General features: G+C 43.7%; 14 protein-coding genes. 10 read left to right on the forward strand and 4 right to left on the reverse strand.

The genetic code is table 11. The annotated features are described in order from the left end of the window. Positions 1 to 58: 58 nt before the first annotated feature. Complete coding sequence (locus AOC07_RS01315; RefSeq protein ID WP_215357832.1) at positions 59 to 763, forward strand: hypothetical protein; 705 nt, start codon at positions 59 to 61, stop codon at positions 761 to 763. On the opposite strand, the gene AOC07_RS01320 is transcribed toward AOC07_RS01315, so the two are convergent. The 3 genes from AOC07_RS01320 to AOC07_RS01330 all read right to left on the reverse strand — a co-directional run bounded on the left by AOC07_RS01320 (position 740) and on the right by AOC07_RS01330 (position 3,353). Then, positions 740 to 1,690, reverse strand: coding sequence for a glycosyltransferase family 10 domain-containing protein (locus AOC07_RS01320; RefSeq protein WP_215357833.1), 951 nt, complete (start codon positions 1,688 to 1,690; stop codon positions 740 to 742). The genes AOC07_RS01315 and AOC07_RS01320 overlap by 24 nt on opposite strands. 27 nt (positions 1,691 to 1,717) lie before the next feature. Beyond that, positions 1,718 to 2,263, reverse strand: a complete 546-nt coding sequence (locus tag AOC07_RS01325) for a hypothetical protein (protein WP_215357834.1) — start codon at positions 2,261 to 2,263, stop codon at positions 1,718 to 1,720. Positions 2,264 to 2,465: 202 nt separating this feature from the next. Next, positions 2,466 to 3,353: a DUF6492 family protein gene (locus AOC07_RS01330; RefSeq protein WP_215357835.1), complete on the reverse strand. Its 888-nt coding sequence runs from the start codon at positions 3,351 to 3,353 to the stop codon at positions 2,466 to 2,468. Between the two features lie 38 nt (positions 3,354 to 3,391). Here AOC07_RS01330 and rfbB point away from each other — a divergent pair, with 38 nt between their 5' ends. From rfbB to waaC, 5 genes are read left to right on the forward strand one after another with little or no spacing between them, the layout of a single operon-like run. After that, entirely contained in the window at positions 3,392 to 4,450 is a 1,059-nt protein-coding gene (rfbB, locus tag AOC07_RS01335) for a dTDP-glucose 4,6-dehydratase (protein WP_215357836.1), read from the forward strand. Positions 4,451 to 4,465: 15 nt separating this feature from the next. Next, positions 4,466 to 5,416, forward strand: coding sequence for a dTDP-4-dehydrorhamnose reductase (rfbD, locus tag AOC07_RS01340; protein WP_215357837.1), 951 nt, complete (start codon positions 4,466 to 4,468; stop codon positions 5,414 to 5,416). A gap of 17 nt (positions 5,417 to 5,433) precedes the next feature. Next, positions 5,434 to 6,357, forward strand: a complete 924-nt coding sequence (gene rfbA, locus AOC07_RS01345; protein ID WP_215358393.1) for a glucose-1-phosphate thymidylyltransferase RfbA — start codon at positions 5,434 to 5,436, stop codon at positions 6,355 to 6,357. Beyond that, positions 6,354 to 6,920, forward strand: coding sequence for a dTDP-4-dehydrorhamnose 3,5-epimerase (rfbC, locus tag AOC07_RS01350; protein WP_251371687.1), 567 nt, complete (start codon positions 6,354 to 6,356; stop codon positions 6,918 to 6,920). Before rfbA ends, rfbC begins: the two co-directional genes overlap by 4 nt. A 6-nt stretch (positions 6,921 to 6,926) precedes the next feature. Further along, on the forward strand, positions 6,927 to 7,976 hold the full coding sequence (waaC, locus tag AOC07_RS01355) for a lipopolysaccharide heptosyltransferase I (RefSeq protein WP_215357838.1): 1,050 nt from the start codon (positions 6,927 to 6,929) through the stop codon (positions 7,974 to 7,976). Between the two features lies 1 nt (position 7,977). On the opposite strand, the gene AOC07_RS01360 is transcribed toward waaC, so the two are convergent. After that, the gene (locus tag AOC07_RS01360) at positions 7,978 to 9,600 is read right to left on the reverse strand and encodes a TolC family protein (protein WP_215357840.1); all 1,623 of its coding nucleotides are present in this window, start codon (positions 9,598 to 9,600) and stop codon (positions 7,978 to 7,980) included. A 118-nt stretch (positions 9,601 to 9,718) separates the two neighbouring features. On the opposite strand from AOC07_RS01360, the gene AOC07_RS01365 reads away from it, so the two are divergent. Genes AOC07_RS01365 through trmB form a run of 4 tightly spaced genes read left to right on the forward strand, consistent with a single transcriptional unit; the run spans position 9,719 to position 12,830 of the window. After that, a complete protein-coding gene (locus AOC07_RS01365; RefSeq protein WP_215357842.1) occupies positions 9,719 to 10,564 on the forward strand; it encodes an undecaprenyl-diphosphate phosphatase in 846 nt (281 codons plus the stop codon). Positions 10,565 to 10,598: 34 nt separating this feature from the next. Further along, positions 10,599 to 11,054: a DUF2721 domain-containing protein gene (locus tag AOC07_RS01370; protein ID WP_215357844.1), complete on the forward strand. Its 456-nt coding sequence runs from the start codon at positions 10,599 to 10,601 to the stop codon at positions 11,052 to 11,054. Between the two features lie 32 nt (positions 11,055 to 11,086). Beyond that, on the forward strand, positions 11,087 to 12,022 hold the full coding sequence (locus AOC07_RS01375) for a UDP-glucuronic acid decarboxylase family protein (protein WP_215357846.1): 936 nt from the start codon (positions 11,087 to 11,089) through the stop codon (positions 12,020 to 12,022). Between the two features lies 1 nt (position 12,023). Then, complete coding sequence (gene trmB, locus AOC07_RS01380) at positions 12,024 to 12,830, forward strand: tRNA (guanosine(46)-N7)-methyltransferase TrmB (protein WP_215357848.1); 807 nt, start codon at positions 12,024 to 12,026, stop codon at positions 12,828 to 12,830. Positions 12,831 to 12,857: the final 27 nt, after the last annotated feature.

The following is a 12,857-nucleotide window of genomic DNA, read 5'->3' on the forward strand; positions in this document are numbered from 1 at the left end:
CAACTAAGGCATGGAATGTAGAATGTCACTATTCTGAACAGTATCCGGATAAACGCAAATGATTAATATCGTCTATAGACTGTGCGAAGCTGAAATGGCCCCACCATTTAGGTCTAAGCGCTTACCTTGGTTCTCCAAATTGAATTGTTTGAAGTCATTTCTGGATTCAGTTGAGTTTTCTAAAAACTATATAGCGAGTGTAACCTTTATTCATGATGGTCCAGAGGGAGACCTCCTAAAGGCCATACCTGCGCATTTTAAAGTGATTAAGGTAAGTGCCTGCAGTAATGAGGGTAGCCTCATTGCAACTTACGACGCTGCCAATGAGATTTCTGGAGATATTTATTTTGTAGAGGATGATTATCTGCACTTACCAGAATCGATTAAATTAATAGCCCTTGCATTACCTAGCCTTGGATTGGTAACTGGTTACGATCATGAAGATCGTTATGTTAGGGATGATGATTTGAGCTATGGCAAAGAACTCATTATTTTTGATAAGCCTAGCAATCGCCATTGGCGCACAGCTGAATCCACTACCTGTACCTTTGCAATAAGTGAATCAATGCGACAGAAAGTAGAGCCATTAGCTAAAAAGTTTATGTTGCATGATCGGATGCTGTTTAGAAAGCTTTATAAGAAAAAGATCCGCCTCTGGACTCCAGTGCCGGGTTTAACAACTCATGTAGATACTGCGCTTGCCCCAGGGTTTGATTGGCTTGCATTTAATAATGCAATGTCAATTGCTCGTGGAGACTCTTAATAGCTTCGATAGGAATTGTTTCAGTGGCTCAAGCGACGGCCTGACGAATATTAAGGGTTCAGATTGATAAGTTTCAAGCCTTTTTTTGCTTAGCAAGATCTCAGCCAGCTCGCGGAAGTCATTTTTGAATAATGGCTGAAGATTTATGAGTGAACTTGGATTGAAATCAACAGAGATATTTTCATCAGCCCAAGTAATGGGTAGGCAGCCAGAATAGAACGCCTCCGGGATTTTCTCTGTGTAGTAGCCGGGATAAAGTCCATTCTCAGGACATAGGTTGTAAGAAAAATCTTTTAATATGTCTTTCTTGAGAAATCCGCTGGAATGGTGATCCTTAATTTTTTTGTTGAAAAAGGCGCCAAACCCTTGGGTGGAAACTACCTTTTCTAGCGCCTTGAATAGCGATCCTCTGGGCTCTCTTAGGTGCGAAGAGAGTAGTGCACAGGACCCACCTCTATTGAGATATTGACTGCCAAGAGGGGTCATTAAGGTAGATATGTTTAATAGCTCACCATATCTTGGGTTGATATTGCCTACTAAACCCTCATGTGACCAATCAAGCATTTCCATCCAATAGGGAAATCTAAAGTGCCTCTCTGATTGCACGCCAAGATCAAATGAAATCGAATAGTCAGCATCTACATAATCATGCCGCGCATTTTCCTGGGTATGGAAAAGGGTTACAGGAGCTTGTTTTCTTTTCCCGCTAAGAGTTTCTATTGAATTACTTAGTATTGGTCTTAGAGGCTTTGGGCACCATCTATAGGGCTTTTGGTTTTTCTTATAAAAAGGCCCAAGAATGAGTAAGTCAGCCTCATCAGAATTTACCCAGTCAATCCGATAGCCCATACTTTGGATAACGATAGGTAGGAGACTAGACCGATAATCATGTGGCACACCTTCAGTGGCTATCTTGATAAAGTTCATGTGGGTTGTTGAGTAAATATTGTGAGCTTAATCATCATATTCCACCAGGACCCATGGCAGTCTTCGAGTGAATGCACTTTTGAGTTTCTTTTTGGCAAGATGGTAATAGAGCTTACCGCTAGATTTCCCATGCAGAACATTTTCTACAAAATGCAAAAAAGAGGTATCTATAGAGTGAATTTCTGCGGCACTCTCAACTAGTTTGCTCCAATCGTAGATATTATGCGTTGCAGGATAAATTTCAATGACTTTGAGATTGGATGAATTTTCAATCTGCAACGGGTAAGTGTTGTTTCCGGATTCAGTGCGACAAACCAGCATGAAGGGCTGATTTTGTGGGTTAAGTTGCTTGTAAAGCTCTTCAGATTGAGGTCCCGGTGGAACTGATGCCTTACTCCAGCGATAGTCAAATGAAATCCCATATTCATCGTAAAAGGATTCATCAAAACGTTTAATGTCAATATTATGGATGCCGATCGTCTGATAAGTCGCATTCAAAAAATTGGCTAATTGCCTTGCCTCTCGACCGCTGATGACTACGGTAGGAAAAACATTTTTTGAGCTTTGGAGCATCCATGCAATTGAATGAAAGTACTGTGGTAAGCAAGCGAGGTGATATCGTACATCTGGATTGTTCTCAGCAAGAGTGCGTATTAGACCCAAGCAGATGAGGTTATCTCCTAATCCAAAGTGAGCTTCGATTAGGACAACATTCTTATTGCGCCTAGTGAATAAATGCTTTATGGCGCGTTTAAAGTTCGATTGGTGGAATGCATTAAACATGTCTATTTGGCGTTTTATTAAATAGAGAAGGAAGGTATATTTTAAAGAAGTATGGAATGCTGACCTTAATAAAGTAAGGTTTTGCCCTCTCCCACTTCTCGAAGCTAATAAAGTCATATTGTTTTGAAAGCTCCGCAGCTTTCTTTTGATTTAAGAATGCTACATGGTTTAGCAATGTATTGCCAAGACGCCACCAAGGCCTATCGCTATAGGTAACTTCGTTGGCATGATGATGCGAGATAAAGGTGCCTAGGGTTTCATATTCGCTGAAGCTATTCGGGGCAGCAAAATCGATTTGGCTTAAAACAGCTTCTACCCATGGCATTTTGAATTTGCCTTCAATCCCTTTGCATAATTCATTAAGCCAAGAGACTTTTACCGGAAAGCATTGGGCAATGAATGAAAAGGAGACAATCTTTTTCAACCCAGTAAGCTTTTGAATAGTTTCAAAATAGGGGGCATGATTTTCTGTGCCCTTGTAATAAATTAATTTGCCATCGGGGCTTATGAAGCTTAGCTTGTTAATTGGAGCGGTATCTGCATCCCAAATTAAAACGATTGCGTTCTCTTCATTGTCATTAATGGCCAGTAACTTAATAAATTGTTGAAGATACCAGCCATATTGACTTTTCTTATCTTGAGGCAAGAGCTGTAAAAGTTGACCTTTGAATTGCTCTGTGTAGCGGGATTCTCCCACTACCTTGAACTGCGGGGGGGATTCTTTTATAAACGCTTCTATTTCTCCATCTGGGACAATGACTCGATATTCTTTTGATGCAATATTGCGAACCATGAAACTAGAGGTAATCTTCCAAGCCTCAATATCCTTAAGGCAGCAAACGGAGATAATTTCAGAAATTTGCATAGGAATTTCAGGCATAATTACATGATAAACCTTAATAAATTGGGCTACAGACAATGATCTTGGTAACCGGTGGGGCTGGCTTTATCGGCGCTAATTTTGTATTGGATTGGCTATCCAATCCCAGTGCCGAGGGTGTCATTAATCTCGATAAGCTTACTTACGCAGGTAATTTGGCCACCCTTGATCCTTTGAAAGTGGATTCTCGCCATATATTCATTCATGGTGACATTAGCGATAAAGAATTGGTTGCTAAATTGTTAAATGAGTTTGCGCCACGCGCTATCGTTAACTTTGCAGCTGAAAGCCATGTAGATCGTTCAATTCATGGTCCTGCAGAGTTTGTACAAACCAATATCGTAGGCACCTTTAATTTATTGGAGTGCGCCAGAGAATATTGGAGCGGCTTGGATGAAGCCGCCAAGAATGCATTTCGTTTCCATCATGTATCTACAGATGAGGTTTATGGCTCATTGTCGGCAACTGATCCCGCTTTCACAGAAGCCAACCCTTATGAGCCTAATAGTCCTTACTCGGCTTCCAAGGCTGCGTCTGACCATTTGGTGCGCGCCTGGTTTCATACCTATGGATTCCCGGTAGTGACAACCAATTGTTCAAATAACTATGGCCCGTACCATTTTCCTGAGAAGTTAATTCCCTTAGTGATTTTGAATGCCCTTAATAGTAAGTCCCTACCAATCTATGGCGATGGTCAGCAGGTGAGGGATTGGCTTTATGTTGGCGATCATTGCTCTGCCATTCGTGAAGTATTGGCAAGTGGCAAATTAGGCGAGACCTATAACATTGGCGGCTGGAATGAAAAAGCCAATATTGACGTCGTAAAAACGATTTGTCGCATCTTGGATGAATTGAAGCCTCGCGATGATGGGAAGTCATATGCCGAGCAAATCACTTTTGTAAAGGATCGCCCTGGCCACGATCGCCGCTATGCAATAGATGCTAGTAAGGTTGAGCGTGAACTTGGCTGGCGTCCAGCTGAGACTTTTGATACGGGCATTCGTAAAACAGTGCAGTGGTATTTGGACAATCCTGTGTGGATAGAGGGCGTTGTTAGTGGCTCTTATCGCGACTGGTTGCTAAAGCAATATAACTAATTAAAGTAAGCGTAAATGAATATCCTCGTATTTGGTAAGGATGGCCAATTAGGAAAAGCATTTCAAAAACTATTTGACTCAATGCACTTAACAGAAGTGCATATTCAATATGTAGGTCGCGAACAATGTGATTTGAGTCATTCTGCTGTCCTATTGGATTTTCTGCGGCAATCCAAACCAGATCTCATCATTAATGCCGCTGCCTATACGGCGGTAGATAAGGCTGAGACAGAAGTAGGGGTGGCCTTTGCTATTAACGCTAAAGCGCCCGAACTCATGGCTCTTTATGCGGCGGAGCATGGCGCCACTCTATTGCATTACTCAACAGATTATGTTTTTGATGGCAATAAAGAGGGGTTTTATGTTGAGGCTGATCCGCGCAATCCATTGGGTATTTACGGCAAGACTAAGGCTGCTGGAGAAGAGGCGATAGAAAAAGTATTTTCTATCCCTAACCAAGGACAGTATGCGATTTTACGTACAAGCTGGGTCTACGGCGATGGTAGCAACTTTATACGAACCATTTTGCGCTTGGCAAAAGAGCGCGAAGAGTTGAAGGTCATTGCTGATCAATATGGAGTGCCAACCAACGCAGAATGGTTAGCGCAAGTCAGTTTTAATTTAGCCTTAGATCAGCACTTTAATCTTAGAAAATTTTCTTCCGGTATTTATCATGCGGTACCTGCTGGTGAAACTACCTGGCATGGTTTAGCGAGGCTGGCCGCTCAAGCTGCGATTGATGCAGGCATAGCTCTCATGGCAGGGTCTGAGGCGATCAGACCCATACCCGCAGTCGAATATCCACTTCCAGCCCCTAGACCCACAAATTCGCGGATGGATACGGCTAAATTGCGCAAAGCCATAGAAAGCATCGGCGATATGTCAAAATTAGAGCACTGTAAGCGTCTTTGGGGTGATGAGGTTCAGGCTTATGTTGCGCAGCTTGCCCAAGACGGACTCATTTAAAGGTTAAAAGTATGGCGGTGAATCGTAAAGGTATCATTTTGGCTGGTGGATCTGGAACGCGCTTGTACCCGGTTACTCAGGCAGTTTCTAAGCAGTTAATGCCGGTCTACGATAAGCCAATGGTGTACTACCCATTGAGCACTTTAATGTTGGCTGGTATTCGTGACATCTTATTGATCTCCACTCCGCATGACACACCACGCTTTTCTGAACTTCTCGGCGATGGTTCGCAGTGGGGACTTAATATTCAGTATTGCGTGCAGCCATCTCCAGATGGGCTTGCTCAAGCATTTACTCTTGGCAAAAACTTTGTTAGCAATGATCCAAGTGCTTTAGTTCTTGGAGACAATATATTTTATGGCCATGAATTAGTTGATCAGCTGACTAGTGCAGACGATAGAGCTGTTGGAGCTACTGTGTTTGCATATCACGTGAACGATCCTGAGCGTTACGGTGTTGTGGATTTTGATAAAGACTATAAGGCACTTTCAATCGAAGAGAAGCCTGAAAGCCCCAAAAGTAACTATGCCGTAACAGGCCTCTATTTTTATGACAATCAAGTTTGCGATATCGCCGCCTCTATCAAGCCCAGCGCTCGTGGCGAGTTAGAGATTACTGATGTAAATCGTGTGTATCTTGATAACAATGAACTTAGTGTTGAAATTATGGGCCGTGGCTTTGCTTGGTTAGATACTGGTACCCACGACTCCTTGTTAGATGCTGCAGGCTTTATCGCTACCTTACAAAAGCGCCAAGGCTTAATGGTGGCTTGCCCAGAGGAGATAGCCTATCGTCAGGGTTGGATTAGTGCAGATGCAGTCCAAAAGGTTGCCGCTCAGCTTAGCAAAAATAGCTATGGTCAATACCTTCATAAGATTTTGAAGGAACTCAATAGTTCAGCTCAGTCGATTTCATTATCTGCAAAAAAGGTTGGTAAATGAGCGCGCCCTCTAAGGTGCAGGTTACCCCGACTGCAATTCATGATGTATTAGTCATTGAGCCAAAAGTATTTGGTGATGAGCGTGGCTGGTTTACGGAGTCCTTTAATGCCATTGATTTTACAAATGCAACCGGCTTAGAGCTTGAGTTTGTGCAGGACAACCACTCTTTTTCCCGTCAATGGACTTTGCGTGGTCTGCACTATCAGCTAGAACAAACGCAAGGTAAATTAGTTCGCGTCGTTGCTGGTAGCGTATTTGATGTCGTAGTAGACATTCGCAAGGATTCGCCAAGTTATGGCAAGTGGGTGGGGGTTGAGCTTAGCGCCCAAAACCATAAACAGTTATGGATTCCTCCAAAATTAGCCCATGGGTTTTTGGTGCTGTCAGAAACTGCCGAGTTTCTCTACAAGACAACTGACTACTATCACCCTCAAAGTGAAGCATGCTTGGCTTGGAATGATCCAATGATAGATATTCAGTGGCCCTTACCAGCAGGAATGTTGCCGAATATGAATGCCAAGGATGCCGCTGGCTTGCTTTGGGATGCCGCACCCAAGTTTTAAGCTTCTATGAGCAATCTGGCTGCTAGCAATCCTACCTCCGTCCCAAAAATTTTATTGGTGAAGCTCTCCTCGCTCGGAGATGTGTTGCATAACTTGCCGATCGTTTGGGATTTACGTGCGCGTTTGCCAGACGCACAAATTGATTGGGTAGTCGAGGAGGGCTATGTACATCTTCTTGAGCCACTCTTAAGTAAAGACGGATTTAAGGGAATTGATCACATCATTCCGTTTGGATTACGTCGCTGGAAAAAGAATCTTTTTAAGCTTGCTACTTGGCAGCAATTTTTTGCTTTTAAGAAACAATTACAAGAGACTCAATATGACTACCTGATTGAAACTCAAGGCCTCTTAAAGTCGGCATTAGTTTGTGCTCTTGCTAATAAATCAAATCATGCGGTGGTGGCTGGGCTTGCTAATGCGACCCAATTTTCTGGATATGAACCGATTGCAAGACTGTTTTACAACCAGTGCGTTCATGTGCCAGTCGACTGCCACGCAGTCGATCGTTCTCGCTGGGTGATGTGCTCTGCGCTAGATTGGCCTTTAATAGAGCGCTCAAATACACCTTTGTTCTATTCAGAATCTTTTTCCCAAGCGCTTGTTAAAAAGAAAATAGCAGACATCAAAAAGCCTTATGTATTGTGTTTTCATTCAACCGCTAGAGAGGCTAAGCGTTGGTCCAATCAAGGCTGGGTTGCATTGGGGCAAGAGCTCGCAAGTCGCGGCTATCAAGTGGTTTTTCCTTGGGGCAATCTTGCTGAGAAGGTCATTAGCGATGAGATTGCCAGGCAAGTGCCTGGCTCGCTTGTACCCCCGGCGTTTTCTATTGAAGATGCTTTCGCAGTCATCTCTGGAGCTGCGCTAACTATAGGTGTTGATACTGGCCTCACGCATTTAGCTGCCGTATTGGGCAAACCTACCGTCGAAATTTATTGTGATTCGCCGCGCTGGAAGACCGAGGGCTATTGGGCAAAGAATATTTGCAACGTTGGAGATATTGGTAGTCCTCCAAGCACTCCAGAGGTAATTAACGCCTCTCTGAGTTTGCTGCCTTAAATTAGCGAAGTAAGGTATTGATAGAAATTAAATCCTCATCTGTTAATGCGGCAGCATGTGCCTTTAATTTGATTGCATTGAGGATGGTGTTATAGCGTGCTTGTTGAAGCTGTGAGCGAGTGGTAATTAAAGTATCGAGAGCAATTAACACATCAATGTTGATTAAGGTCCCTACTTGAAACCCGAGTTTGCTTGATTCCAGGGCAGAGTTTGATGAGCGTTCAGCAGCTTCGAAAGCTTTAACGCTTGCCAATCCACCATAAAAACCTGTGAATGCTGTTCTAGTGCTTTGTGCAGCAGTGCGACGTGCGTTGTCATAGTTTGCTTTAGCTTGATCTACTAATGCAGCATTTTGACGAATCACAGAACTATTAAATCCTCCTGATACCAAGGGGATTGTCATCTGCAGGGCAATCGTATTGTTATAGACGTTGGTATTCGATGGCGTGTAGCTATTGGGCGTCCCATTGGAAGTGTTATAGCCGGTGGTGCCTACAAAGTTCACTGAAGGATAATTTAGGGCTTGCGCAGATCGATAGGTACTTTCAGCAAGACTGACCGAGAGTTGATTCGCTAAGACATTAAAGTTTGCTGCTTCAGCTTGGTTGATCCAATCATCCATTGTTTGCCCTGGCGGCAGTTGAGGATTCACTGACTCGGCAATTGGGTTACCTTTACTGTCTTTGCTCTTGGAGCGTGGGTCCTTCAAAACTCCATCTATTTTTGCCTCCTTCACTAAGGGCTTAAGAGGCCCAACGGCATGCCCAACCAATTGTTCCAATACTCCACGCTTAACAATGAGATCAGCTTGTGCTGCAATTTCTTGTGAGTTGGCTAAATCAAGTGCAGCTTGCGCTGTATTGACATCGACAATGGTGGCAAGACCAGCATCAAATTTAGCTTGAGCAATATCGAGTTGCTGTTTGATCAAAGCTTTTTTATTGCGAAAGAGTTCAACGTTATCTTGACTGGTGAGCGCATCAAAGTAAGCCTGTGACACGCGAATAATCAGATCTTGTTGCGCCAGATAAAAACGCATATCTGCAATCTTGGTATTAAGGTCACCTTGTTTGAATGCTTCTAATGCAGCAACGTTGAATACTGGTTGCGTTAAGGTAACGGTATAGCTTTTTTGGTCAAACACCCTTGAATTACCTGGAGCACTGGAAACTACGGTGCTATTTGCTCCATGCTGGTAGTAGCGTGTGCCAGTGGGCGTTGCATTTGCCTGGGGCAATAAGAGGGATAGACCTTGCCAATATAACTCTTTGCTAGCTACATAATTAAAGCGAGCTGCGTTTAATACGGGGTCACTAAAAGCGGCCTCTTGGTATAGCTGTATCAAATCAAACAATTGACCTTGAGAATTGCCTGATTTGTTGCCTGTTACATTTGAGGGCGCCGCAGCAGAAGGGAGTGCAGCTTTTGCCGGCACCACGAACTGCGGGGGCCGCTCCAGACCTATCAGCGTCGAGGCGCTCATAGGGGTTGGTAAGGCCGGCCTCGCCGCATCATTTGGGCTTTGGGCAAAAGCATTCAATGGTAAGAAATGAAGGCCAAACGCCTGGCTCAGGATTAAACCAATAGTGCTTAACTGGGAGCGACGAAAACGGGCTTGGGTCATCTCATTCGGATACTTTTCAATGTGCCATGAAGTTTAAGGCTAATTCATTCAAAGTGCCTATTTAGCAACTATTTTGCCAAATTCTCTCTGAATTCTTGTAAGCCTATAAAATTTGCTCATGGATCTAATTTTGTTACTAAAAGCAGTCATTTTGGGAGTGGTAGAGGGCTTCACGGAGTTTTTGCCGATCTCTAGTACTGGGCATCTTATTTTGGTCGGTGATTTGCTCGATTTCAATGATGACCGTGGCAAGGCCTTTGAGGTCATTATTCAGTTCGGTGCAATTTTGGCGGTCTGCTGGGAGTTTCGCGAAAAACTTCTCAAAGTTGTACTCTCAATGACCAGTAGCGCTCACTCTCGCCGCTTTGTTCTAAATTTACTCATCGCATCCATTCCTGCCATGGGCTTGGCGTTCTTGTTTGGAAAATACATTAAAGCTATTCTCTTTGCGCCTATACCAGTAGCTAGCGCCTTCATTATTGGCGCCTTCGTTATCTTTTGGGCGGAGCGCCGTCAAGAAAAAATCACCACAGCGAAGCGTCAAATTCAATCGGTAGATGATCTATCTCCCTTAGACGCACTCAAGGTTGGTTTGGCCCAATGTGCTGCTTTAATACCGGGGACCTCACGTTCTGGAGCAACGATTATTGGCGGCATGTTGTTTGGTTTGCCACGTGCTGTAGCAACAGAATTTTCTTTTTTCTTGGCGATTCCAGTGATCGGTGGCGCAACCGCTTATGAATTATTAAAGCTTTGGAAGTCTCCAGTTGCATTTTCTGGAGAATTTGCACTCGCAACAGTCATCGGTTTTATTGCCGCTTTTATTTCTGCATTTATTTGTGTGCGCTGGTTAATTCATTATGTGGCGCACCATAATTTCATCCCATTCGCTTGGTACCGCATTGCTTTCGGGCTTTTGGTATTCATTACCGCTTACAGCGGTTTGATTGCTTGGTCTCACTAACAATATTTATAATTAAAAGAATACGGAACTGAAGATGGATGCATCAATAGACGCGATCACGAATAATATTCAATTGGCACTGGCACCGGTTTTCTTATTGACTGCAGTAGCTACTCTGATCAACGCTATTTCTGCACGTCTCGCTAGAACGGTTGATCGTATGCGAGCGATTCAGCAAAAAATTCAGGATGGCTTGGTAACTGATGAGAACATACTCAGTCATATGCGAATTGAAGCGAATGAAGCTAAGGTTCGAGGGCGCTTGTGCACGTTGGCAATCTTTTTTGTTGTCTTAAGCGGAGTATTTATTTCTCTCACCGTCCTTGAGCTTTTCTTTTTTCAGGCAGGCGCGGCACGTTCTTTTAAAACAGATTATGTTATCTGGACTTTTGTACTTGGCCTAATGTCATTTATGACCTCCTTATCGATTGTTCTGGGGGAGGTTATCTATGCCTACTGGTCTGCTGGCTGGCATCTATACCGCCGTTAAATTAGAATATTCTTTTAAAGATAAAAAAAGTTATGAACAAAATCCTCATTACCGGTGGCGCAGGCTTTTTGGGTTCACACCTGACCGAGAAACTTCTTAAAGAGGGCAACGATGTTCTGGTAGTAGATAACTACTTTACGGGTACCAAAGAAAACTTAGCTCACTTGTTGCCTAATCCTAAATTAGAGCTGATGCGTCATGATGTGACCTTTCCACTATATGTAGAAACGGACCAGATTTATAACTTGGCTTGCCCAGCTTCACCAGTCCACTATCAATACGATCCCGTGCAGACCACTAAAACAAGTGTGCATGGTGCCATCAATATGCTTGGCCTTGCTAAAAGAACGAGAGCTCGTATTTTGCAGGCTTCTACTAGCGAGGTCTATGGAGACCCAGAGGTGCACCCTCAGCCGGAGGAGTATTGGGGCAAGGTCAATCCCATCGGTATTCGTTCTTGTTATGACGAAGGCAAGCGCTGCGCTGAAACCCTCTTTTTCGATTACAACCGTCAGCATGGCTTAGATATCAAAGTAGTGCGTATCTTTAATACCTATGGCCCGCGTATGCACCCCAATGATGGCCGTGTAGTGAGTAACTTCATTGTCCAGGCATTGCAAGGTAAAGACATTACCATTTATGGTGATGGCCAGCAAACCAGAAGCTTTTGCTATGTGGATGATTTGATCGATGCCATGGTCAAAATGATGAACTCCGAAGAGGGTTTTACTGGACCAGTCAATATTGGTAATCCTGGTGAGTTCACCATGTTGCAATTGGCTGAGACAGTGCTTAAGCTCTCCGGCAGCAAATCCAAGATCATTCATCAAGCCTTACCATCAGATGATCCTAAGCAGCGCCAACCGAATATCGACCTAGCGAAAGCGAAGCTTGGCTGGCAGCCAAAAGTGAATTTAGAAGACGGGCTAAAAGAGACGATTGCTTACTTTAGGAAAGTTGTAGCATAAGTTGACGCAGCAAGACTCACAATCATCAAAAAAGCACTTTGAGCGTATTCGCTCTTTTGTATTGAGGGCCGGTAGAACTACCGCTGGCCAGCAGCGAGCCATAGATGAGTTGGGCCCCAAGTATCTATTGCCCTTTCAAGACAAGCTGCTTGATCTCAATACTACCTTTGTAGGCTCAACTAAGCCTAAGATTTTAGAAATTGGCTTTGGCATGGGTGAGACCACTGCCAAGATTGCCGCCACTCGAAATCAAGATGATTTTTTGGCGATTGAAGTTCATACGCCTGGAGTCGGGGCTCTGCTGAAGCTAATTGGCGAAAATAATCTTACTAATTTACGGATCATTCGCCATGATGCTGTTGAGGTACTTGAGCAAATGATTGCCCCTCATTCTTTGGATGGCATCCACATTTATTTTGCCGACCCTTGGCACAAGAAACGTCATCACAAACGTCGCCTCATTCAAGCTGAGTTTGTGCGTTTATTAGTCTCAAAACTCAAATCACGCGCTTATCTTCACCTGGCAACGGATTGGCATAACTATGCTGAGCAAATGCTCTTGGTCTTGAACGCTGAACCTGATTTGCAAAATACCTCGACCGATTTGGTGAAAGTAGAAACATTTACCAACCAAGATGCTGCTAAGTCGGATGAAATCTCTAATGAATTTCAACCTACCTTAGAGCAACTTAATTCTGAGCATCTGGGCTACGTTGAAAGACCATCTTATCGACCGATCACGAAGTTCGAAACCCGTGGCATCAAACTAGGTCATGGCGTTTGGGATTTGGTTTACAAGAAAAAGTAATGCGCTGGGAGTAAATTGCGCAGCGAG

The organism is Polynucleobacter sp. UB-Raua-W9 (assembly GCF_018687435.1).
Classification (GTDB): Bacteria; Pseudomonadota; Gammaproteobacteria; order Burkholderiales; family Burkholderiaceae; genus Polynucleobacter.

Excerpts from the sequence above, each read along its gene's own strand:
- waaC (WP_215357838.1), top strand. The coding sequence starts at position 6,927 with ATGAGCAATCTGGCTGCTAGCAATCCTACCTCCGTCCCAAAAATTTTA.
- AOC07_RS01365 (WP_215357842.1), top strand. The coding sequence starts at position 9,719 with ATGGATCTAATTTTGTTACTAAAAGCAGTCATTTTGGGAGTGGTAGAG.
- AOC07_RS01370 (WP_215357844.1), top strand. The coding sequence starts at position 10,599 with ATGGATGCATCAATAGACGCGATCACGAATAATATTCAATTGGCACTG.
- AOC07_RS01330 (WP_215357835.1), bottom strand. The coding sequence starts at position 3,353 with ATGCCTGAAATTCCTATGCAAATTTCTGAAATTATCTCCGTTTGCTGC.
- AOC07_RS01360 (WP_215357840.1), bottom strand. The coding sequence starts at position 9,600 with ATGACCCAAGCCCGTTTTCGTCGCTCCCAGTTAAGCACTATTGGTTTA.
- rfbB (WP_215357836.1), top strand. The coding sequence starts at position 3,392 with ATGATCTTGGTAACCGGTGGGGCTGGCTTTATCGGCGCTAATTTTGTA.
- AOC07_RS01320 (WP_215357833.1), bottom strand. The coding sequence starts at position 1,690 with ATGAACTTTATCAAGATAGCCACTGAAGGTGTGCCACATGATTATCGG.
- AOC07_RS01325 (WP_215357834.1), bottom strand. The coding sequence starts at position 2,263 with ATGCTCCAAAGCTCAAAAAATGTTTTTCCTACCGTAGTCATCAGCGGT.
- AOC07_RS01375 (WP_215357846.1), top strand. The coding sequence starts at position 11,087 with ATGAACAAAATCCTCATTACCGGTGGCGCAGGCTTTTTGGGTTCACAC.
- AOC07_RS01315 (WP_215357832.1), top strand. The coding sequence starts at position 59 with ATGATTAATATCGTCTATAGACTGTGCGAAGCTGAAATGGCCCCACCA.
- rfbC (WP_251371687.1), top strand. The coding sequence starts at position 6,354 with ATGAGCGCGCCCTCTAAGGTGCAGGTTACCCCGACTGCAATTCATGAT.
- rfbD (WP_215357837.1), top strand. The coding sequence starts at position 4,466 with ATGAATATCCTCGTATTTGGTAAGGATGGCCAATTAGGAAAAGCATTT.